This window comes from Modestobacter sp. I12A-02662 (genome assembly GCF_041028325.1).
Lineage (GTDB): Bacteria > Actinomycetota > Actinomycetes > Mycobacteriales > Geodermatophilaceae > Modestobacter.
Map to the genome: position 1 here is coordinate 1 of NZ_JABGDE010000012.1, position 20,412 is coordinate 20,412.

The following is a 20,412-nucleotide window of genomic DNA, read 5'->3' on the forward strand; positions in this document are numbered from 1 at the left end:
ACCCGGCTGGCCCGCCGCGGCTGCCGGGCACACCCCGACAGCGAGTGCGGCTGCCGCGTGGCCGGCCCACCCCCGCCGACCGACGCCTACACCCCCACCGACCGGCAGCGGGCGTTCGTGACCACCCGGGACCGGCGCTGCCGCTTCTCCAACTGCGGGCAGCGGGTCGGCTGGGCCGACCTCGACCACGTCACCGCCCACCGGCCCCCGTGCAGGGTCCCGCCGCGAGCTCGCGAGCGATGGGGGGCACGGGGGTCCTTCGACTTCGCCCCCGGCTGGCGCTTCCGGATGGACCCCGACGGCACCCTGCACGTCACCACCCCCTCCGGCGTCACCCGCACCACCCGACCACCGGGCTTGAGGTTCCGAGCACCCGTGACCGGGCCACCACCGGACGGACCCGGACCGGCGGAGCCCCCCGACGACCGGCCGCCGTTCTGAGCAGGGCTGCGCGGGACGACGGGGTTGCTGCGCGCCTGCCGTCAGGTCTGCAGCCAGCGCATCCCGGACGGCGAGTACCGCTCGCCGGCCGTGACGCCGACCGGCGCGACCTCCTCGATGGCGGCGAGGTCCGCGGGCGTCAGCTCGACGTCGAGCGCGGAGACGTTCTCCTCGAGGTTGGCGATCCGCCGGGTGCCGGGGATGGGCACGACGTCGTCCCCCTGGGCGAGCACCCACGCCAGGGCCAGCTGCGCGGGCGTCACGCCTCTGGCCTCGGCGAGCGCGACCACCCGGTCGAGCACCGCCAGGTTCTTCCGGAAGTTCTCACCCTGGAAGCGCGGGGAGGTGCGCCGGAAGTCGTCCTCGGCGAAGTCGTCGACGCTGCGGATCTTCCCGGACAGGAACCCGCGGCCCAGCGGCGAGTACGGCACGAAGCCGATGCCCAGCTCCCGGACGGTCGCCAGCACGCCGTTGTCCTCGACGTCCCGGGTGAACAGCGACCACTCGGTCTGCACCGCGCTCAGCGGGGCGGTGGCGTGTGCGCGGCGGATGCTCTCCGGCCAGGCCTCGCTGATCCCGAGGTAGCGGACCTTGCCCTCGGCGACGAGCTCGCCCAGCGCCCCGAACGTCTCCTCCAGCGGCGTCTCCGGGTCGACCCGGTGCACGTAGTAGAGGTCGATCACGTCGGTGCCCAGTCGCTGCAGCGACCCGTCGACGGACCTCCGGACGTACTCCGGGGTGCCGTTGACCCGGCCGGTGCGCCGGCCCGCGTCGTCGAGCTCGTTGCCGAACTTGGTCGCCAGCACCACCTCGTCCCGGCGGCCGGCCAGCGCCCGCCCGAGCAGCCGCTCGTTCGCCCACGGGCCGTAGACGTCGGCGGTGTCGAGGAACGTGACGCCCAGGTCGAGCGCCCGGTGCAGGGTCGCCAGGTTCTCGGCGTCGTCGAAGGCGCCGTAGTAGGAGCTCATCCCCATGCAGCCCAGCCCCTCGGCCGAGACGGTCAGTCCCTGGGTGCCCAGCGCGCGGATCTCCACGCCCCGATCCTGCACCGGAGGGCGCGGAGTAGAAACGGTCGGCATGGCGGACGACATGGAGATCCAGGCCCAGGGCGAGCACGAGTTCGTCGTCGTGCAGCACACCGAGGCCGACGACGTGACGACCTGGTTCCGGCTGACCCCCGAGGTGCTGGACCGGCTCGGCACGGACGACGAGGAGGACGTCGTCCGCCGGACGGTGCTCTTCCTGCGCCGCCACCAGGACGTCGCGGACTTCCCCGACCTGGTCGAGCTCGAGGACGTCATCGCCAGCTACGAGGACTACCTGTCGGCGATGGCCGAGGACTGAGCGGCGCAACACGCCGTCCTACCGGCCCGGATGGGATGCTGCCGACGTGAGCCAGCCCCCGCTCCCCGCCGACCCGGCCGCGCTCGCCGACGCCCTGGAGTCCACCGGCTACCTCCCCGACGAGGGGCTGGCGACGGCGGCGTACCTCGCGCTGGTCATGCACCGGCCGCTGTTCCTGGAGGGCGAGGCCGGTGTCGGCAAGACGGCGCTGGCCCGGGCGCTGGCCGAGGTCACCGGGCGGCCGCTGTACCGGTTGCAGTGCTACGAGGGCCTGGAGGCCAGTCACGCGCTCTACGACTGGGACTTCGGCCGGCAGCTGCTGCACCTGCGCGCCGCGGAGGCCGCGCACGCCACCGGGGACGCCCAGTCGCCAGACGATGTCGCAGCGCTGGAGGCGGGGCTCTACGACCGGCGGTTCCTGCTGGCCCGGCCGCTGCTGCAGGCGCTGGAGGACTCCCCGTCGGTCCTGCTGGTCGACGAGGTGGACCGCGCCGACGACGAGTTCGAGGCGTTCCTGCTCGAGGTGCTCAGCGACTTCACCATCTCGATCCCGGAGCTGGGCACGATCCGGGCGGAGACCCCGCCGCTCGTCGTCCTCACCTCCAACCGGACCCGGGAGGTGCACGACGCCCTGAAGCGGCGCTGCCTCTACCACTGGCTGGAGCACCCGGACTTCGAGCGCGAGGTGGCGATCCTGCGCCGCCGGCTGCCCGAGGTCACCGAGTCCCTCGCCCGGCAGGTCGCTGGGGCCACCGCCCGGTTGCGCGGGCTGGACCTGCTCAAGCCGCCGGGCGTGGCCGAGGCGATGGACTGGGCCACGGCGCTGCACGCGCTGGGCGCCCGGGAGCTCGACCCCGACACCGCCGCCCGCACCCTCGGGACGGTGCTGAAGTACCGGGAGGACGGCGAGCGGGTGAAGGCCCTGACCGCGGGGGCGCTGTTCGGTGGGGCCTGACCACGTCCTGCCCCGGACCCGGGACGTCGTCGGGACCGTCCTCGGGTTCGCCCGCACGCTGCGCGCCGCCGGGGTGACCGCCTCGCCCGACCGGGTCGAGGCGATGCTCGGCGCCGTCGCGCACCTCGACGTGCTGGACCCCACCGCCGTCTACTGGGCCGGCCGGCTGACGCTCTGCGGCGGACCCGACGACCTCGACCGCTACGACGCGGCGTTCGCCGCGTACTTCGGCGGCGAGGCCCCCCGACCGCGCCGGGGCGGCGCCACCGGGCCACCGCGGCTCGCCCAGGTGGCGCCGCTGCGGACCGGCGAGGGCAGCCGGGACGGCGACGAGCCGGCCGACCTCGCCACCCGGGCCAGCGGCGAGGAGGTGCTGCGGCACCGGGACGTCGCCGACCTCACCCCGGCCGAGCGGGAGCACCTGCGCCGGCTGTTCGCCCTGCTGGCCCCCGCCGCCCCGATGCGCACCTCGCGGCGGCGCACCCCGTCACCCGCCGGTCCGGTCCACCAGGCGCGGACGGTGCGCCGGGCACTGCGGGACGGCGGCGAGGTCACCCGGCTGCTGCACCACCGGGCCCGCCCACGCCCCCGCCGGGTGGTGCTGCTGATCGACGTCTCCGGCTCGATGAGCCCCTACGCCGACGCCCTGCTGCGCTTCGCGCACGCCGCCGTCCGCGCCCGCCCGGCCAGCACCGAGGTGTTCACCCTCGGCACCCGGCTGACCCGGGTCACCCGCGAGCTGCGGCTGCGCGACCCCGACCGGGCGCTGGCGGCGAGCGGCTCGGCGATCCCCGACTGGTCCGGCGGCACCCGGATCGGCGAGGCGCTCAAGGCGTTCCTGGACCGCTGGGGACAGCGCGGCACCGCCCGGGGCGCGGTGGTGGTGCTGTGCAGCGACGGCTGGGAGCGCGGCGGCGCGGAGCTGCTCGGCGAGCAGATGACCCGGCTGCACCGGCTCGCGCACGCCGTCGTCTGGGTGAACCCGCACAAGGGCCGGGTGGGGTACGAACCTCTGACGGCCGGGATGGTGGCCGCGCTGCCGTCCGTCGACCACTTCGTCGCCGGGCACAGCCTGGCCGCGTTCGAGGAGCTGGCAGGAGTGATCACCCGTGCGTGACGTGCTGGACGACCTGGTCGGGTGGTGGCAGGCCGGGGAGACGGTGGGGATGGGCACCGTCGTCGGGACGTGGCGTTCCGCGCCGCGACCGCCGGGCGCATCGATGCTGGTCGGGCCGGACGGCACCGCGGTGGGCAGCGTCTCCGGCGGCTGCGTCGAGGGGGCGGTCTACGAGGAGGCCCGGGACGCCGTGGACACCGGCGTCCCCACGCTGCAGCGCTACGGCGTCAGCGACGACGACGCGTTCGCCGTGGGGCTGACCTGCGGCGGGATCCTCGACGTCTTCGTGGAGGCGGTCTCCCGGGAGTCCTTCCCCGAGCTGGGCGAGGTGGCCGAGTCGGTGGCCGCGCACGAGCCGGTCGCCGTCGTCACCTGCGTGCAGGGCCCGGACGACCGGCTCGGCCGGCGGATGGTGATCTGGCCGGACCGGTTGTCGGGCACGTTCGGCCTGCAGCGGCTGGACGACGCCGTCGGCGACGACGCGCGGGGCATGCTCGTCGCAGGCCGCACCGGGCTGCTCCACTTCGGCCACGACGGGGAGCGGCGCGGCGACGACCTGACCGTGTTCGTCTCCTCCTTCGCCCCGCCGGCCCGGATGGTCGTCTTCGGCGCGATCGACTTCGCCGCCGCGGTGGCCCGGGTGGGCGGCTTCCTCGGGTACCGGGTGACCGTCTGCGACGCCCGCCCGGTGTTCGCCACCGCCCGGCGCTTCCCCGACGCGGACGAGGTCGTGGTCGAGTGGCCGCACCGCTACCTGCAGGCCGAGGTCGACGCCGGGCGGATCGACGAGCGCACCGTGCTCTGCGTGCTCACCCACGACCCCAAGTTCGACGTGCCCCTGCTGGAGGTGGCGCTGCGGCTGCCGGTGGCCTACGTCGGGGCGATGGGCTCGCGGCGCACGCACGAGGAGCGGCTGGCCCGGCTTCGGGAGGCGGGCCTGCAGGACCACGAGTTGGGGCGGCTCTCCTCACCGATCGGGCTGGACCTCGGCGCCCGCACCCCCGAGGAGACGGCCGTCTCGATCGCCGCGGAGATCATCGCCGGGCGCTGGGGCGGCTCGGGGGAGCGGCTGACCGGCCTCGGCGGGCCCATCCACCGCACGGCCGACCGCTGAACGGGCCGTCCAGCAAGGGGCTGCCGGCATAGCGGAAGAGGTATATCGTTCCTGGTATGCCGCCGTCGCGCCGCACCCGCTTCCCCGGCCTGCAGGCCTCCGCCGAGCAGGTCGAGGACGGGCGGCGCGCGCTCGTCGCCCAGCTCGTCGGTGCCCGGGTGGAGAGCGGGCTCAGCCAGACCGAGGTCGCCGCGCGGATGGGCACGTCCCAGTCCGCGGTCGCCCGGCTCGAGAGCGGCGAGCTCGACGTGCGGCTGTCCACGGTGGAGCGGTACGCGGCCGCGCTGGGGCGTGCCGTCTCCTGGCAGGTCGCAGCGCCGGAGGAACCGTCATGAACGCCGTGCAGGACAGCTGGCCACCGCGTCCCGAGCCGCCCTGGCGGCCACCGGAGCCCGAACCACCCGCGCCCTTCCCGCCGCGCACGCCGTGGCACCCGGGCTGGACGGCGCCGGCGCCCGGCCCGGTGTCGGCGTCGGCCTCGCTGCTCGTGCCGCCGTCGGACTGGCTGGCCGAGCGGCTCCTCGGCCAGCGGGTCATCGCTCTCGCCGGTGAGGTCGACGCCGAGGTGGCCAACCGGACGGTCGCCGAGCTCGCCCTGCTGGACGCCTCCGGCGACGAGCCGGTGCAGCTGCGGCTGAGCGGCGTGCGCGCCGACGTCGACACCGTGCTCACCCTCGTGGACGCACTCGACCTGATGGGCGTTCCGGTGCACGCGACCTGCCTGGGGCGCCTGACCGGCGCGGCGGTCGCGCTGCTCGCGGTGGCCGACCGTCGGGTGGCCGGGCCGCACGCCGTCCTGGAGCTGCGCGAGCCCTCCCCGGGGCGCGGCGTGCACGGGCTCGACGTCGAGGGGCGGGCCGCCGAGCACACCCGCCAGGTGCGCCGGCTGCAGGAACGCCTGGCCGAGGCCTGCGGGCGGCCGGTCGAGGAGGTCGCCGCGGACATGCGCGCCGGCCTGGCCCTCACCGCTGCCGAGGCGCGGGAGTACGGGCTGGTGGACGCCGCCGAGGCGCGGCGCGGCACGGGCTGAGACGCCTCACCCCGGCTCAGCGGGCGCGCGGCGGCCAGTCACTGCCGAGCTCGCCGAGGTCCCACCAGAGGCCGGCCATCAGCTGCAGCGACTCCCGGACCAGCGGTGCGGGCAGGTGCTCGTCGGGGGCGTGCTGGGAGCAGCCGGGGTAGGAGTGCGGCACCCAGACGGTGGGCAGGCCGAGCACGTCCGCGAAGGCCTCGTTGGGCAGCGAGCCGCCGAGGTTGGGCAGCAGCGCGGGGGTGCGGCCGGTGCTGCGCTCCAGGGAGCCGAGCGTCCAGCCGACCCACGGGTTCTCCGGGTCCAGCCGGGTCGCGGCCATGACGTGCTCGACGTCGATCTCCACCATGCCGAAACCGGACCGGTCGAAGTGCTCCCGCAGCTGCTCCTCGATGGACTCCCACCCGGTGCCCACCACGAAGCGCAGCTGGCAGTGCACCCGCGCGTCGGCGGGGATGGCGTTGACCGGGCCGTCCGGGTCCCCGGAGGTCATGGCCAGCACCTCCAGGGTGTTCCAGCCGAAGAGCCGCTCGCTGGGGGTGAGGCCCGGCTCGCCCCAGCTCTCGTCGAGGACGGGGCTGTCCGGGCCCTGGTCGACGGTGATCCCGGCCAGCGCCCGGCGCACGGGCTCGGGGACGGCGGGCGGCCGCAGCGCGTCGAGGAGCAGCCGCCCCCGGCCGTCCACCAGGCTCGCCACGGCGTTGATCAGCACGGTCGCCGGGTTGGCCAGCACCCCGCCCCAGTTGCCCGAGTGGTGGGACTCCGCCCGGGCCCGGGCGCGGAAGGTGACGTTCATCGAGCCGCGGGAGCCGAGGAAGACCGTCGGGCGGTCCGCGGCCACCCGCGGGCCGTCGGAGCCGATGAGCAGGTCGGCGGCCAGCTCGTCGCGCAGCTGGTCGCACAGCTCCGACAGCCCGGGGGACCCGAACTCCTCGCCCATGTCCAGCAGGAGCGTGACGTTGTAGCCCAGCCGCCCCCCGCGCTCGGCGAGCACCTGCGCCAGGGCGGCGATGTTGATGCTGTGCTGGCCCTTGTTGTCCGCCACGCCGCGGCCGTACCAGCGGTCGCCCTCGACGACGACCCGCCAGGGGTCGAGCCCCGCCCGCCACTGCTCGGGGTGGGCCGGCTGCACGTCCCCGTGGCCGTAGGTGAGCACCGTCGGCAGGGCGGGGTCCTCGACCCGGCGGGCGACGAGGAAGGGGTGCCGCGCCGAGACGGGGTTCTCCACGATCCGCGCGGTGAAGCCCAGCCGCTCGACCGCGGGGACCATCTCGGCCGTCAGGTACTCGCGCAGCGCCGGCTCCCGCGCCGGGAACGCGCTCTCGGTGGGGTGCGCGACCCGGCGTTCCAGGTCGGCCAGGAAGGTCCCGGAGTCGAAGTGCTCGGCAGCGCGGGCGATGGCGTGCTGGCGGTCCACGGGCCCACGTTGTCAGGGCCCCGAACCACCGGCCACCGACGACGACGCCCGGGTCGCGATGATCGACCGGTGAGCGACGCGGAGCTGCCGTACCGGTACGCCGTCGAGGTCGTGGGGCTGCTCGCCTCGCCGCGGCACCGCTACGACGGCCGGCCGGACGGCGCGGTCGCCGCCCTCCCGGTCGAGCGGCGGGACCGGATCGAGGTCCGGGCGGGCCACGGCGTCGTCGGCGACCGCTACGCCGGGCGGGCCGCGCACCGGGACGCCTCGGTCACCGTCCTCGCCGTGGAGGGGGTCGAGCAGCTCGCGGCCGAGCTGGGCAGCGGTCCGCTGGACCCGCTCGCCCTCCGCCGCACCGTCGTGCTGCGCGGCGCCGAGGTCGAGGCGCTGCGCGGGCAGCTGTTCGGCCTGGACTGCGGAACCGGTGAGGTGCTGCTGGCCGGTGGGCGCCCGGCCAACCCGTGCGCCTGGATGGACACGGTGCTCGCCCCGGGCGCGCACCGCGGGCTGCGCGGCCGGGGCGGGGTGCGCTGCGCGCCGCGGTCGGACGGCGTCCTGCGACTGGGGCCCGCGGTGCTGCGCTCCGCCGTCCCCCTGGACCCGGCGCGGGCGGGGGACGCCGTCCGCCCGGCTCCGCGGCGCCGGCCGTGAGGCCTGGCGGCGCAGCCCCGGTGCTGGTTCGGTGGACCCGCCGGCGGACCGCCGGACCGTCGGACCGGAGGTGCACCGTGCCGTCCCTTACCGCGGTGGTCGGCGCGGCCACACTCGCCTTCTCCGTGGCGCAGGTCGCCGCGCCGGGCCTGCTGATCCGGCCGTGCGGCCTGGAGGACACCCCGGACACGCGCACGGTGGTCCGTGCGTTCGGCGTCCGCGACGGGCTCCTCGGCCTGGGCATGGTGAGCGCCCCGGCCGGCCGCGCCCGGCGGCTGGCCACCGCGGCGCGGGTCGTGGCGGACTGGGGGGACGTGGCGGTGTTCGGGACCGGGTTGCGCGGCCGGCGCACCCGGGGGCCGGTCGCCGCCTCCGCCGCCGCGTGGGGCGCGCTCGCCCTGGCCGCCGGCGTGCTCGACGAACTCCACGGGGGGTGACGAGAGGGCGGGTCGCGGACGCGGCAGACTCGCGGCGTGACGGTGGTCGTGGTGGGCGCCGGGCCGGTGGGCCTGACGGCGGCGCTGCTGCTGGCCCGCCGGGGGCTGGACGTCCTCGTGGTGGACCGGCACGCCGCGCCGTACCCGCAGCCGCGGGCGGTCCACCTCGACGACGAGGCGCTGCGGGTCCTGCAGGCCGCGGGTGTCGCCGACGCCTTCGTCCGGGTGAGCCGGCCGATGGCCGGGCTGCGCCTGCTGGACGACGCCGGTCGCACGCTCGCCGAGTTCCCCCGCGGGGAGGGCGTGCACGGCTGGCCGCAGGCGTCGATGTTCAGCCAGCCCGACCTGGAGGCGGTGCTGCAGGAAGCGGTGGACGCCGAGCCGGCGGTCGAGGTGCGCCGGGGGACCGAGCTCGTCGCGCTCGCACAGGGCGGCGGACCGGTCCGTCTCACCCTGCGCGACCGGCGCACCGGCGCGGGGGCGGGCACGACAGCGGACGTGGTCCTCGGCTGCGACGGGGCGCACAGCACCGTCCGCCGGCTGATCGGCGGCTGGATGCACGACCTCGGACCCGCGGAGCGGTGGCTGGTGGTCGACCTCGCCTCCGCCGGGCCGCTGCCGGTGTGGCCCGGTGTTAACCAGGTCTGCGACCCCGCCCGCCCGGCCACCTTCATGCCGGTCGCCGGGGACCGCTACCGGGCCGAGTTCCGGCTGGCCGACGACGAGGACCCGGCCCACCTGGACCTCCCCGCGCTGCTGGCCCGCTTCGGCGCCGAGGAGTGCACCGTCGTCCGCGCCGCCGAGTACACCTTCGCCGCGCGGGTCGCCGACCGGTGGCGCGACCGCCGGGTGCTGCTGTGCGGCGACGCCGCCCACCTGACCCCGCCGTTCATCGGGCAGGGCCTGGCCCTGGGACTGCGGGACGCCCACCAGCTCGCCTGGAAGCTGGCCGCGGTCCTGGCCGGCGCGGACGACGCGCTGCTGGACACCCACCAGGCGGAGCGGGCGCCGCACGCCCGGGCGCTGGTGCGCCTCGCGGTGCTGCTGGGCCGGCTGATGACCGGAGGCGGGGCGCCGGGCGCGGTCGCCCGCCGCGCCGTCCTCGCCGGGGTCCGCCGCACCCCGGCGCTGGCCGGGTTCGCCGCCGGGAGCAGCTCCCCGCCGCTGCGCCCGGGGCCGCTGGTCCGTCGCGCCCGGGTCGCGCCGGGCTCGCCGGTGGGCGTGCTGGTGCCCCAGCCGACGGTCCGGGTGGACGGCGCGGCCACCCGGCTGGACGACGTCCTCGGGCCCGGCTGGGCGGTGCTCACCGCCGGCGGGCGGGTGCCGGCGGACTGGCCGGGCCGGGTGCTGCGGACCGGGCCGGGCGGGCTGGAGTCACCGGAGCTGGCCCGGTGGCTGCGCGGCCGGTCGGTGCTGGTGCGGCCGGACCGGATCGTGGCCGCCGTCGGGCCCCGGGCGGTCGCGGGGCATGCTGTCGGCAACCCCTTCGAGAGGACGAGATGAGCTTCGACGTCGCCGCGGTCCGCGCCTCCTTCCCCGCCCTGCGGGCGGGGGTGGCCCACTTCGACGGTCCGGGCGGCTCGCAGACCCCCGACGTGGTCGCTCAGGCGGTGGCCGCCACCCTGACCAGCCCCATCGCCAACCGCGGGCGCGTCACCGCGGCCGAGCGGGCGGCGGACGACGTCGTCCTCGCCGCCCGGCAGGCGGTCGCCGACCTGACCGGCGGGGTACCCGGCGGCGTGGTCTTCGGCCGCAGTGCCACGGCCCTGACCTACGAGTTCTCCCGGGTGCTCGCCGCCGGCTGGGGGCCGGGGGACGAGGTCGTGGTGACCCGGCTGGACCACGACGCCAACGTGCGCCCGTGGGTGCAGGCCGCCGCGGCGCGCGGCGCGACCGTGCGCTGGGCGGACTTCGGCCCGGCGACCGGCGAGCTGGACCCCGCCACCGTCGGGGCGCTGCTGTCCCCGCGCACCCGGCTGGTCGCCGTCACGGGCGCCTCCAACCTGATCGGCACCCGCCCCGACCTGCCCGCGATCACCGCGCTCGCGCACGCCGCCGGAGCGCTGACCTGGGTCGACGCCGTGCACCTGACCGCGCACGCGCCGGTGGACGTCGCCGCGCTGGGGGCGGACTTCCTCACCTGCTCGCCGTACAAGTTCCTCGGCCCGCACTGCGGCTGCCTGGTCGCGTCGCCGGACCTGCTCGAGACCCTGCACCCGGACAAGCTGGCGCCCTCGACCGACGCCGTCCCGGAGCGGTTCGAGCTGGGCACGCTGCCGTACGAGCTGCTCGCCGGCACGACCGCGGCGGTGGACTTCCTCGCCGGCATCGCCGGTCCCGAGGGCGACCGGCGCAGCCGCCTGGTGGCGGCGCTGGCGCAGGTGGTGGAGCACGAGGACCGGCTGCGCGAGCGGATCGAGGACGGCGTCCGTGAGCTGCCCGGCCTGACGCTGTGGTCCCGCGCGGCCCGGCGCACCCCGACCCTGCTGTTCACCTTCGACGGCCGGGACGCCGCCGACGCGTACCGGTTCCTCGCCGAGCGCGGCGTCAACGCACCCGCGGGCAACTTCTACGCCCTCGAGGCCTCCCGGCACCTCGGCCTCGGCGACGCCGGTGGCCTGCGGGCCGGGCTCGCCCCCTACAGCGACGAGTCGGACGTCGACCGGCTGGTCGCCGGGCTCACCGCGTTCGTCTCCTGAGCGTTCGTCTACTCGGCGTTCGTCTCCTGAGCATCCCTCGCCTGCGCCTCGAGGATCCGCTTGATGGCCGCCAGCGTCGCCGGGATCCCGGCGTGGGCGGCGCGGACGCGGTCCTCGACCTGCCGCGGCGCGTCGTCGCCGTACCTCTCGCGGAAGGAGGCCTGACCGGCGGGCAGGAACTCCCAGGACTCGGTGAGCCGGGTCCCGCCGTCCACCGGCTCGAGCGTGTAGCCCCAGCGCGCGTTGCGGCCGCCGACCAGCCAGGCGAACTCCCGGCCCCGCTCCGCGGCCACCACCCGGCTGCGGGTCTCCCACGTCCGGTCGGGCAGCTCGTTGCGCCCGGTGAACCAGTCCCCGACCTGGCCCGACGCGCCCTCGTCCCACCAGCAGCCCCGGCAGACCGGGCTCCACTCGCCGGTGCGGGTCACGTCGGAGACCAGGTCGTAGACCTCCTCGGGGGAGGCGGGGACGACGATCGAGTCGCTGTGGCTGAGGGTGCTCACCGCCGCATTCTGCCCTCGCCCGGGGGACGCGCGTGGATGGGGAACGGCGGGGTACCGGGTCCCTGGCCGCAGACCCCCAGGAGCAAGGAGAACTCCATGGCAAGGAACACCCTGTCCCGCTCGCTGCACGACGTCGGGCTCGCAGCCTGGTTCGGGGGCACGCTGGCCAACGCGGTCGCCCTCAACCCGGCCTCGGCCGAGGCCGGCTCGGCCTCGGCGACCGGCGCGGTCGCCAACGCCGGCTGGGACCGGTGGACGCCGGTCAACGCCGCCGCGATCGGCGCGCACCTGGTCGGCAGCGTCGGACAGCTCATCGGCAACCGGACGCGGGTCGCCCAGCAGCAGGGCGCCGCCGGCATGTCGGTGGCCAAGACGGCGCTGACCGCGGCCGCCCTCGGGGTGACCGCCTACAGCCGGGCGCTCGGGAAGATCGTCTCCCAGGAGGGCGCCACCCCGTCCCGGCGGGGGACGAAGCCGTCCAAGCGGGCGCGGGCGGAGGTCGCCGCCGCGCAGCTGCGGCTGGACCAGCTGCAGTGGGTCGTGCCCGCGCTCACCGGCGCGCTGGTGGTCGTGAGCTCCTACGCGGGTGAGCAGCAGCGGCCGAGCGAGGTGGCCCGCGGGCTGGCCGAGAAGAGCAGCTGAGCGGCGCCACGGGGCGGGTCCTCCCTCCCGAGGGGGGACCCGCCGCGTGGCGGCTGCAGCCCGGCGGCCACGCCGCCGATGCCCCCGGGGTGATCGCGTGTGCCCGGAGCCGACTGGCCGCCGCCCTCCCCCGGGGACGGCGGCTCCCGGAAGCCGTCTGGCAGCGCCGGCACCAGGTCATCGTCCGGCTGGGCCTGGCGTCGGCCGGGGCGCTCCTCGTGCTGTGCTGGGCCTGGGGTGAGAGCCAGCTGACCGCGGCCGTGGTGTTCTCGGTGGTCGCGGCGCCGTTGCTGGTGGCGCGGATCCCGACCCTGGGGCGCGTGCTCCGCGCGGCGGCGGCCACGACCGGCTTGATGGCGGCCTCCGTGGCGCTCGTCCACCTGTGGACGGGTGTCACCGAGGCCCACTTCGTGTTCTTCGTGATGGTCGGCGTGATCTCCCTGTACCAGGACTGGGTGCCCTTCGGGATCGCCCTGCTGGTGGTCATCGCGCACCACGGGATCCTCGGCACGCTCTACCCGTACGCCGTGTTCGGCCACGGTGCCGCGCACGACCCGTGGCTGTGGGCCGGGATCCACGGGGCGTTCGTGCTCGCGGCGAGCCTGGCGCACCTGGCGGCCTGGCGGCTCAGCGAGGCCCAGGGGCTCAGCGACCCGCTGACCGGGCTGGCCAACCGGGCTCGGCTCGAGGAGGCCGCCTGCCGCCTCCTGCGCACCGACGAACCGGCCAGCATCGTGTTCATCGACCTGGACGGCTTCAAGGAGGTCAACGACAGCCGGGGCCACGCCAGCGGGGACGTCGTGCTGCTCGAGGTCGCCACCCGGCTGACCCGCAGCGTGCGCCCGCAGGACCTCGTGGCCCGGATCGGCGGCGACGAGTTCGCCCTGCTGGTCCCCGACGGGCCGGCGACGGCCCGCACGGTGGCCGAGCGGGTGCTGCAGGCCCTGGGCCTGCCGGTCCAGCTGGAGGAGGGGACCGCGACCGTGCACGCCAGCGCCGGCCTGGCCACCGCCACCGACGAGGACGCCCCCTCGGTCGAGTCCCTCCTGCGCAACGCCGACCTGGCGATGTACCTGGCCAAGTCCCAGGGCGGGAACCGGGTGGTCGCCTACGCCGACGGCATGGCCGAGGCCGCCGCGCGGCGCGCCGGACTGATGCAGGACCTGGCCGCGGCCACGGCCGCCGACCAGCTCGAGGTCTACTACCAGCCGACCATCCGGCTCAGCGACGGCGCCACCACGGGCTACGAGGCGCTGGTGCGCTGGCACCACCCGGAGCGGGGGCTGGTCCCGCCCGCGGAGTTCATCCCGCTGGCCGAGCAGAGCGGCGTGATCACCGAGATCGGCGCCTGGGTGCTCCGGGAGGCCCTCGCCCAGGGCGCGGTCTGGTCCGCGGCGTGGGACACCCCGCTGCGGATGGCGGTCAACCTCTCGCCCCGGCAGCTCATGGACGGCGACGTCCCCGCGCAGGTCGAGGCCGCGCTGCAGGCGACCGGCTTCCCCGCCGGGCAGCTCACGCTCGAGGTGACCGAGGGCATGCTCGTGCAGGACGTCGACCTCGTGGTCGCCCAGCTCGAGCAGCTCCGGGCCCTGGGCATCGCCGTCGCGATCGACGACTTCGGCACCGGGTTCGCCGGCCTGTCCTACCTGAACCGGCTCCCCGCCGACGTGCTGAAGATCGACCGGAGCTTCGTGGGCGACCTGCCGCTGGGCGCGTCGTCGGCGACGCTGATCGCCTCGGTCATCCAGCTGGCCGGCACGCTGGGCCTCGAGGTCGTCGCCGAGGGCGTCGAGACCGAGGAGCAGCGCCAGGCCCTGGCCGCGCTGAACTGCGGCCACGCCCAGGGGTACCTCTTCGCCCGCCCGCAGCCGGCGGACCAGGTCCTGGTCCCGGCCGCCGCCGCGAGGCCCCAGCTCGCGGCGCGGCCGGCGACGGTCGGCTGACCGGCTAGAGCCGGACGGTCTCGTTCTCCCCGCCGGAGAACCGCTGCCCGGTCACCTTGGCCTTGGCGAAGCTGAGGACGGTGGCGAGCCGCCCGCCGGGGGTGTCCCAGTACTCGGCCGAGGTGGCCTCCACCCGCAGCAGCACGACGCCGGCGTCGTCCGGGCCCTGGGGGAGCCACGCCTCCGTGGCGCTGTTCCACAGCTCGCGCTTCTTCGCCACGTCGTCGACCACGGCGGCGCGGCCGGTCAGCGACACCCAGGTCGCGCCGGAGCCGACCGTGACGTTGACCTCGGGGTGGGCGTCGAGGTGCACCACCTTCCGGGAGGCGCGCTCGGCGAAGAACCACAGGTCGCCGTCGAACTCCACCTCCTGCAGGGCCATCGGCCGGCTGGTCAGCGTGCCCTGCGGCGCGATGGTGGTGAGCATGCCGATCCGCTGACCGCGCAGCAGTTCGGCGACCTTGCGGCTGTCGTCGCTGGTCATCGTCGTCCTCTCCGTCGTCTCCGTGGTCGTCCTCACCGCCTGCCCAGGGCGGGCCGGAGCGACACCCGGGTACGGGTGTCAGCCGAGCGCGCCGGCGAACAGCGGGACGGCGTTCTCCAGCGCGTAGCGGGTGCCCAGGACCGAGCCGCTGGAGAAGGCGTTGACCAGCGTCGGGTCGTCCATCACCACGGCGTGCCCGGCCTGCACCGACGGGACCGCCTGCCACAGCGGGTCGGCGGTGATCAGGCCGGCGTCGACGAAGATCGGGAAGGCGACGGTCAGGTCGGCGTCCAGCAGCGGCAGCTGCTCCTCGCTGATCGGGACGTAGAAGTTCTCCGCCGCCTGCTCCTGGACCGCCGGGGCGTTGGTGAAGCCGAGCTGCTCCAGGAAGTCGACCCGGCTGTCACCGCGCACGTAGGCGCCCCAGCCGGCGGAGGTGTACGCGGCGACGGCCACCGCCTTGCCGGCGAACTCCGGGTGGGCCGCGGCGGCGTCGGCGAACTGCCGCCCGACCTCCTCCTCCAGCGACCGGGCCTCCTCCGCCCTGCCCAGCGCCGACCCGACCAGGTCCAGCTGCTGCTGCCAGGTGGTCTGGTACGGGCCCGCGCCCTCGGGCTGGCCGATCGTCGGCGCGATCGCGCTGAGCGCGTCGTACCGCTCCTGGGTGCCGGCGGAGCGGGTGTCGAGGATCAGGTCGGGCTGCAGCGCGGCGATCTGCTCGTAGCTGGGCTCGAGCGTCTCGACGATCTCCGGCGCCTCGTCGTAGCGGCCCTCGGCCCACGGGCCGACGCCTTCCCCGCCGAAGCCGAGCCAGTCGCTGGCACCGACCGGCTGGACGCCGAGCGCCAGGGCGGTCTCGGCGTCCGACCAGCCGAGGGCGACGACCCGGGCGGGCTCCTCCTCGACGGTGACGTCGCCGAAGGCGGTGCCGACGGTGACCGGGAACGCCCCGGACGTGCCCGCGCCGGACGCCGCGCCGCCGCCGGCAGCTGCGTCGTCCCCGGAGCCGGAGCCGCAGCTGGTGACGACCAGGGCGGCCGCCAGCAGGGCGGTGCCGCGGAGGGCGAGTCGGGACGACATGGGGGTGCTCCTCTTGTCTGGGTCAGACGGCCGCGGACAGCGCGTCCAGGTAGGCGTCCAGGCCCCAGGTCAGGGACAAGACGGTCGGCGGGGAGACAGCTGCGATGAGCTCGTCCCCGACCAGTGTGGCGTGGTGCCCGCCGGTGACCTGCTCCATGGTCTGCGCGTACGGCTGGGCGGCGAAGGCGTCGGCCTCCTCCTGCGTGGAGGCGTAGCTGAGCAGGATGTCGCTGGTCAGCTCGGGGACCCGCTCGTAGCTCAGCGTGTAGTAGAAGGTCGACTCGCCGGTGGACAGCTCGCCCACGCTGGGCGCGACGGTCAGGCCCAGGTCGGTGAGGAACTCGACGCGGGAGTCGGCCGCCTCGTAGACGTAGAAGGTGCCGGCGGTGTCCCAGACCGCGGCCACGGTCTTCCCCTGCAGCTCGGGGTGCCCGGCGGCGGTGTCGGCGATCGCCCGGTCGGTCTCGGCGACCAGGTCCGCGGCCTCCTCCGCCTTGCCCAGCGCCTGGCCGACCGTGGTCACGACGTCCCGCCAGGGGGTGGTCCACGCCTCGCCGGGGTAGGCGACCGTCGGCGCGATGGCCGTGAGCTTGTCGTGGTCCTCCTGCGTGATGCCGGAGTAGTTGGCCAGGATCACGTCCGGCTGCCCGGCGGCGATGGCCTCGAACGGCACCTCCTCGCCGGCGGGCAGCACGGTCGGGGTCTCCGCGCCGAGCGCGTCCAGCTCCTCGGCGATCCACGGCAGGACGCCGTCCTCGTCGCCGCCGTACTCCTGGAACGGGATCGCGACGGGGACGACACCGAGGGCCAGCGCGGCGTCGGTGCTGCCGAAGCCCCAGGTGACGACGTCCTGCGGCGGCTCCTCGATCGTCGTCTCGCCGAACGCGTGCTCGATGGTGACCGGGAAGGCGCCGCCGGCCTCGCTGGGGGCAGCGGCGTCGGCCGGGGCGTCGGACCCGGAGCCGCAGCTGGTCACGAGGACGATGGCGACGAGGGCAGGGCCCAGCAGTGCGGCGCCGCGCAGGACGGGGCGGGGGGACATCGGACCTCTTCGGTCGGGTCAGGGAAGGCTCACCTAACCACGTCACCCGACCACTGCGTGATCACGGTTCGGTCACCGGGGCGGTGCCGGGCCCCGCAGGACGGGCTCGCAGGACCGGCTCGCAGGATGGGGCGATGACCTCTCCCCGCCCCGTCACGGTCGTCACCGGCGCCGGCCGCGGCATCGGCGCCGCCACGGCCCTCCACCTGGCCCGCGCCGGGCACGACGTCGTCGTCGGCTGCCGGGACGACGAGGCCTCCGCCGCCCGGGTCGTCGACGGCGTCCGCGCCGCCGGGGTCCGGGCGGTGGCCGTGGTGGGGGACGTGGCCGACGAGGCCGCCGTCGAGCGCCTGTTCGCCGCGGCGGCCGACCTCGGCCCGGTGACCGGCCTGGTCAACAACGCCGGGCTGACCGCGCACATCGGCGACCTGGCGGACACCCCGGTCGCCCTGGTGCGCCAGGTCGTGGAGGTCAACCTGCTGGGGGCGCTGCTGTGCGCCCGGGCGGCGGTGCAGGCGATGTCCACCGCGCGCGGCGGCGCCGGCGGGGCGATCGTCAACGTGTCCTCCGCGGCGGCCACGCTGGGCTCGCCGCACGAGTACGTCCACTACGCGGCGGCCAAGGCCGGGGTGGACGCCCTGACGGTGGGCCTGGCCAAGGAGGTCGCCGACCAGGGCATCCGGGTGAACGCGGTGGCCCCCGGGACGGTGCGCACCGGCATCCACGCCGCCGCCGGGGACCCCGGCCGGCCGGACCGGCTGGGCCCGGGTGCCGATGGGCCGCGCCGGGGAGCCGGAGGACGTCGCCCCGGCGATCGCCTGGCTGCTCGGGCCCGAGGCCGGCTACGTGACCGGGGCGGTGCTCCGCATCGCCGGTGGGCTGTGAGGCGGCCCCGGCCCGGCCGCCACTAGGGTCCGCGCAGGAGCGGACCACCGGAGGGGGGCGCCTGTGAGCGAGGTGGGGGACTGCCGGCTGGTCGTGGTCGACGCGCAGCGCGTGTTCGCCGACCCGGGCTCGCCGTGGGCCGCCCCGCGGTTCGCCGCGGCGCACGCGAACATCCGCCGGCTGGCCGACGCGCACCCCGGAGCGGTGGTGCACACCCGCTTCGTCGCGCCTCCGGAGCCCACCGGTGCGTGGGTGGCCTACTACGAGCAGTTCCCCTTCGCGTTGCAGCCGCCGGACTCCCCGCTCTACGAGCTGGTCGACGACCCCGGCGACGACCCGGTCGTCGTCGCCACCACCTTCGGCAAGTGGGGCCCGGACCTGGCGGCCCTGGTCGGGCAGGGCCCGGTGCTGCTGACCGGCGTCTCCACCGACTGCTGCGTGCTCTCCACCGCCCTGGGCGCGGCGGACGCCGGGGTCGAGGTGCGGGTCGTCGCCGACGCCTGCGCCGGCGCGACCGACGCCGACCACGAGCGCGCCCTGGCGGCCATGGCGCTGTACGCGCCGCTGATCACGGTCACGACCACCGGGGCGGTCCTCTCCGGCTGAGCGCGACCCGGGAGGTGAGGGGCCCGGAATGTGCGGGGCCCGGGTGGACTTGGAGCCCCAGTGACCACCCTGCAACGCCCGGCCCTCCCGGCCGGGGGCACGACCGCCGCCCGGACGCCCGCACCCCGACCGCCCGGCCAGGCGCGCACCGCGCTGACCCTCGGCGCGTTCGTGGCCCTCGGGCCGCTGACCATCGACATGTACCTGCCGGCGCTGCCGACGATCACCGACGAGCTGCGGACGACGTCGGCCACGGTGCAGCTGACCCTCACCGGCACGCTGGTCGGCCTGGCGCTGGGCCAGCTGGTGCTCGGCCCGCTCGCCGACACGCTGGGCCGCCGCCGCCCGCTGATCGCCGGGACGGCGCTGCACGTGATCGCCTCGCTGCTGGTGCTGGTCGCCCCGTCGGTCGAGGTGCTCGGCGCGCTGCGGTTCCTGCAGGGCCTCGGGACGGCGGCCGGCGCGGTGATCGCGATCGCCGTCGTCCGGGACCTCTACGACGGCCGGGCCGCGGCGACCATGCTGTCCCGGCTGTTCCTGGTCATCGGCGCCGCGCCGGTGCTCGCGCCCACCATCGGCGGCGAGCTGCTGCGGTTCACCTCCTGGCGGGGGGTGTTCGTGCTGCTCGCGGTCTACGGGGCGCTGCTGCTGGTGCTGGGGGTCACCTCGCTGCGGGAGACGCTGCCGCCCGAGCGGCGGAGCAGCAACGGCGTCGGCGGGACGCTGCGCGCCTACGGCGGGCTGTTCCGCGACCGCGCCTACGTCGGGCTGGTGCTGGTCGCCGGGCTGACCATGGCCGCGCTGTTCGCCTACGTGTCCGGCTCCTCCTTCGTCTACCAGGAGCAGTTCGGCCTGGACGAGCAGCAGTTCGGCCTGCTCTTCGGCGCCGGGGCCATCTGGCTCATCGCCGCCACGCAGCTCAACCCGGTGCTGCTGCGGCGCTGGTCGCCGGCCCGGGTGCTGGTCGCCGCCACGGTGGCCGGCACGCTCGCCGGGGCGGTGCTGCTCGTCCTGGCCGGCACCGGCACCGGTGGGCTGTTCGGGGTCGCGGTGCCGCTGTGGGCGGTGCTCGCCGCCGCCGGCCTGGCGCTGCCGAACGCGCCGGCGCTCGCGCTGTCCCGGCACGGGGAGGCGGCGGGGACGGCGGCCGCGCTGCTGGGCGCGGTGCAGTTCGGCGTCGGTGCGGCGGTGTCCCCGCTGGTGGGCCTGCTGGGCAACGACGCGGTGGCGATGGGCCTGGTGATCGTCGGCGCGCTGGTGCTCGCCGTCGTCGTCCTGGTCGTCGTCGTCCGGCCCTGGCAGCTTCCCGAGCCCGACGAGGACGCCGCGCCCGTCGCGGCGCACTGAGCCACCGCGGGCGGCTGCCTAGAGTGACCCGGTGCCCGCCCAGCTCCTGCCCTTCCTCGCCGTGGTGGTGGTCCTGACCTGACCCCCGGACCGGACATGGCGCTCGTCCTGCGCAACGGGGTGGCCGGCGGCTCGCGGGCGGCCTGGTGGACCGGGCTGGGGTGCTGCACGGGCATCTCGGTGTACGCCGCCGCGTCGGCGGTCGGCCTGGCCGCCGTCCTCGCCGCCTCGGCCACCGCCTTCGCGCTGGTCAAGTACGTCGGCGCGGCCTACCTGGTGTACCTGGGGGCGACGGCGCTGTTGCACGCCCGCAAGGGAGCGGTCGCGGCCGCGCCCACCGGGACGCCGGCGACCGCGGTGGACCGGACGACGGCCTTCCGCCAGGGCCTGATGAGCAACCTGCTCAACCCGAGGATCGCGCTGATCTTCCTGACGCTCATCCCGCAGTTCGTCTCCACGGGGGAGCCGGCGCTCGCCACCACCGCCGTCCTGGCGGCGGCGTTCCTGGGTCTGGCCGTGCTCTGGTGGCGGTTGTTCTCCCTCGCGGTGGGCAGGCTCGGCCGGGTGCTGTCCCGGGCGCGCATGCGGACCGCCGTCGAGCGGCTCACCGGTGCCGTGCTGGTCGGGCTGGGCCTGCGGGTGGCCCTCGCCGGCCGCTGAGCGGGGACGGCGGTG

General features: G+C 76.2%; 22 protein-coding genes and 2 pseudogenes. 18 read left to right on the forward strand and 6 right to left on the reverse strand.

Annotation, left to right across the window (positions count from 1 at the left end):
- Positions 1-441: pseudogene (locus tag HL189_RS17385) on the forward strand (HNH endonuclease); the annotation flags it as partial.
- A 41-nt stretch (positions 442-482) separates the two neighbouring features.
- On the opposite strand, the gene HL189_RS17390 reads toward HL189_RS17385, so the two are convergent.
- Complete coding sequence (locus tag HL189_RS17390) at positions 483-1,475, reverse strand: aldo/keto reductase (protein WP_369134973.1); 993 nt, start codon at positions 1,473-1,475, stop codon at positions 483-485.
- 43 nt (positions 1,476-1,518) lie between these two features.
- Here HL189_RS17390 and HL189_RS17395 point away from each other — a divergent pair, with 43 nt between their 5' ends.
- The 6 genes from HL189_RS17395 to HL189_RS17420 are packed head-to-tail and all read left to right on the forward strand — an operon-like array spanning position 1,519 to position 6,001.
- Positions 1,519-1,785, forward strand: a complete 267-nt coding sequence (locus tag HL189_RS17395) for a hypothetical protein (RefSeq protein WP_369134974.1) — start codon at positions 1,519-1,521, stop codon at positions 1,783-1,785.
- 46 nt (positions 1,786-1,831) lie between these two features.
- A complete protein-coding gene (locus tag HL189_RS17400) occupies positions 1,832-2,740 on the forward strand; it encodes an AAA family ATPase (protein ID WP_369134975.1) in 909 nt (302 codons plus the stop codon).
- A complete protein-coding gene (locus tag HL189_RS17405) occupies positions 2,730-3,857 on the forward strand; it encodes a VWA domain-containing protein (protein WP_369134976.1) in 1,128 nt (375 codons plus the stop codon). The genes HL189_RS17400 and HL189_RS17405 overlap by 11 nt, the downstream gene beginning before the upstream one ends.
- Positions 3,850-4,971, forward strand: coding sequence for an XdhC family protein (locus tag HL189_RS17410; RefSeq protein WP_369134977.1), 1,122 nt, complete (start codon positions 3,850-3,852; stop codon positions 4,969-4,971). The genes HL189_RS17405 and HL189_RS17410 overlap by 8 nt, the downstream gene beginning before the upstream one ends.
- A 56-nt stretch (positions 4,972-5,027) precedes the next feature.
- Positions 5,028-5,306: a helix-turn-helix domain-containing protein gene (locus HL189_RS17415; RefSeq protein WP_369134978.1), complete on the forward strand. Its 279-nt coding sequence runs from the start codon at positions 5,028-5,030 to the stop codon at positions 5,304-5,306.
- A complete protein-coding gene (locus tag HL189_RS17420; protein WP_369134979.1) occupies positions 5,303-6,001 on the forward strand; it encodes an ATP-dependent Clp protease proteolytic subunit in 699 nt (232 codons plus the stop codon). The genes HL189_RS17415 and HL189_RS17420 overlap by 4 nt, the downstream gene beginning before the upstream one ends.
- A gap of 16 nt (positions 6,002-6,017) precedes the next feature.
- Here HL189_RS17420 and HL189_RS17425 read toward each other — a convergent pair whose 3' ends face one another.
- Positions 6,018-7,418 (reverse strand): M20 family metallopeptidase, encoded by a 1,401-nt coding sequence (locus HL189_RS17425; RefSeq protein ID WP_369134980.1) that lies wholly within the window; start codon positions 7,416-7,418, stop codon positions 6,018-6,020.
- A 69-nt stretch (positions 7,419-7,487) separates the two neighbouring features.
- Between HL189_RS17425 and HL189_RS17430 the strand changes: the two genes are divergently transcribed.
- The 4 genes from HL189_RS17430 to HL189_RS17445 all read left to right on the forward strand — a co-directional run bounded on the left by HL189_RS17430 (position 7,488) and on the right by HL189_RS17445 (position 11,205).
- Positions 7,488-8,069, forward strand: coding sequence for a molybdenum cofactor biosysynthesis protein (locus HL189_RS17430; protein ID WP_369134981.1), 582 nt, complete (start codon positions 7,488-7,490; stop codon positions 8,067-8,069).
- Between the two features lie 77 nt (positions 8,070-8,146).
- Positions 8,147-8,506, forward strand: a complete 360-nt coding sequence (locus HL189_RS17435) for a hypothetical protein (RefSeq protein WP_369134982.1) — start codon at positions 8,147-8,149, stop codon at positions 8,504-8,506.
- 36 nt (positions 8,507-8,542) lie between these two features.
- A complete protein-coding gene (locus HL189_RS17440; RefSeq protein ID WP_369134983.1) occupies positions 8,543-10,009 on the forward strand; it encodes a bifunctional 3-(3-hydroxy-phenyl)propionate/3-hydroxycinnamic acid hydroxylase in 1,467 nt (488 codons plus the stop codon).
- Positions 10,006-11,205: a cysteine desulfurase-like protein gene (locus HL189_RS17445; RefSeq protein ID WP_369134984.1), complete on the forward strand. Its 1,200-nt coding sequence runs from the start codon at positions 10,006-10,008 to the stop codon at positions 11,203-11,205. The genes HL189_RS17440 and HL189_RS17445 overlap by 4 nt, the downstream gene beginning before the upstream one ends.
- 8 nt (positions 11,206-11,213) lie before the next feature.
- Here the strand turns inward: HL189_RS17445 and HL189_RS17450 are convergent, their stop codons facing one another.
- Complete coding sequence (locus tag HL189_RS17450; RefSeq protein ID WP_369134985.1) at positions 11,214-11,708, reverse strand: SRPBCC family protein; 495 nt, start codon at positions 11,706-11,708, stop codon at positions 11,214-11,216.
- Positions 11,709-11,804: 96 nt separating this feature from the next.
- Here HL189_RS17450 and HL189_RS17455 point away from each other — a divergent pair, with 96 nt between their 5' ends.
- Complete coding sequence (locus HL189_RS17455) at positions 11,805-12,350, forward strand: hypothetical protein (RefSeq protein WP_369134986.1); 546 nt, start codon at positions 11,805-11,807, stop codon at positions 12,348-12,350.
- Between the two features lie 89 nt (positions 12,351-12,439).
- On the forward strand, positions 12,440-14,293 hold the full coding sequence (locus HL189_RS17460; protein ID WP_369134987.1) for a putative bifunctional diguanylate cyclase/phosphodiesterase: 1,854 nt from the start codon (positions 12,440-12,442) through the stop codon (positions 14,291-14,293).
- 4 nt (positions 14,294-14,297) lie between these two features.
- Here the strand turns inward: HL189_RS17460 and HL189_RS17465 are convergent, their stop codons facing one another.
- The 3 genes from HL189_RS17465 to HL189_RS17475 form a co-directional block, all read right to left on the reverse strand.
- Positions 14,298-14,777: a pyridoxamine 5'-phosphate oxidase family protein gene (locus HL189_RS17465; RefSeq protein ID WP_369134988.1), complete on the reverse strand. Its 480-nt coding sequence runs from the start codon at positions 14,775-14,777 to the stop codon at positions 14,298-14,300.
- A 78-nt stretch (positions 14,778-14,855) separates the two neighbouring features.
- Positions 14,856-15,857: an iron-siderophore ABC transporter substrate-binding protein gene (locus HL189_RS17470; protein WP_369134989.1), complete on the reverse strand. Its 1,002-nt coding sequence runs from the start codon at positions 15,855-15,857 to the stop codon at positions 14,856-14,858.
- 22 nt (positions 15,858-15,879) lie between these two features.
- Entirely contained in the window at positions 15,880-16,899 is a 1,020-nt protein-coding gene (locus HL189_RS17475; RefSeq protein WP_369134990.1) for an iron-siderophore ABC transporter substrate-binding protein, read from the reverse strand.
- A gap of 134 nt (positions 16,900-17,033) precedes the next feature.
- Here HL189_RS17475 and HL189_RS17480 point away from each other — a divergent pair.
- The 5 genes and pseudogenes from HL189_RS17480 to HL189_RS17500 form a co-directional block, all read left to right on the forward strand.
- Positions 17,034-17,576: pseudogene (locus HL189_RS17480) on the forward strand (SDR family NAD(P)-dependent oxidoreductase); the annotation flags it as partial.
- Between the two features lie 97 nt (positions 17,577-17,673).
- Positions 17,674-17,784: an SDR family oxidoreductase gene (locus HL189_RS17485; RefSeq protein WP_369135166.1), complete on the forward strand. Its 111-nt coding sequence runs from the start codon at positions 17,674-17,676 to the stop codon at positions 17,782-17,784.
- Positions 17,785-17,847: 63 nt separating this feature from the next.
- Positions 17,848-18,390, forward strand: a complete 543-nt coding sequence (locus HL189_RS17490; protein WP_369134991.1) for a cysteine hydrolase family protein — start codon at positions 17,848-17,850, stop codon at positions 18,388-18,390.
- A gap of 60 nt (positions 18,391-18,450) precedes the next feature.
- The gene (locus tag HL189_RS17495; protein WP_369134992.1) at positions 18,451-19,737 is read left to right on the forward strand and encodes a multidrug effflux MFS transporter; all 1,287 of its coding nucleotides are present in this window, start codon (positions 18,451-18,453) and stop codon (positions 19,735-19,737) included.
- Between the two features lie 78 nt (positions 19,738-19,815).
- Positions 19,816-20,397 carry a LysE family translocator gene (locus HL189_RS17500; RefSeq protein ID WP_369135167.1) on the forward strand — a complete coding sequence of 194 codons (582 nt, stop codon included), beginning with the start codon at positions 19,816-19,818 and terminating at the stop codon, positions 20,395-20,397.
- Positions 20,398-20,412 lie beyond the last annotated feature (15 nt).

Bases quoted from the DNA above. Each gene is read 5' to 3' on its own strand.
- HL189_RS17395 (WP_369134974.1), top strand. From the start codon at position 1,519: ATGGCGGACGACATGGAGATCCAGGCCCAGGGCGAGCACGAGTTCGTC.
- HL189_RS17420 (WP_369134979.1), top strand. From the start codon at position 5,303: ATGAACGCCGTGCAGGACAGCTGGCCACCGCGTCCCGAGCCGCCCTGG.
- HL189_RS17475 (WP_369134990.1), bottom strand. From the start codon at position 16,899: ATGTCCCCCCGCCCCGTCCTGCGCGGCGCCGCACTGCTGGGCCCTGCC.
- HL189_RS17445 (WP_369134984.1), top strand. From the start codon at position 10,006: ATGAGCTTCGACGTCGCCGCGGTCCGCGCCTCCTTCCCCGCCCTGCGG.
- HL189_RS17415 (WP_369134978.1), top strand. From the start codon at position 5,028: ATGCCGCCGTCGCGCCGCACCCGCTTCCCCGGCCTGCAGGCCTCCGCC.
- HL189_RS17470 (WP_369134989.1), bottom strand. From the start codon at position 15,857: ATGTCGTCCCGACTCGCCCTCCGCGGCACCGCCCTGCTGGCGGCCGCC.
- HL189_RS17465 (WP_369134988.1), bottom strand. From the start codon at position 14,777: ATGACCAGCGACGACAGCCGCAAGGTCGCCGAACTGCTGCGCGGTCAG.
- HL189_RS17485 (WP_369135166.1), top strand. From the start codon at position 17,674: ATGGGCCGCGCCGGGGAGCCGGAGGACGTCGCCCCGGCGATCGCCTGG.
- HL189_RS17455 (WP_369134986.1), top strand. From the start codon at position 11,805: ATGGCAAGGAACACCCTGTCCCGCTCGCTGCACGACGTCGGGCTCGCA.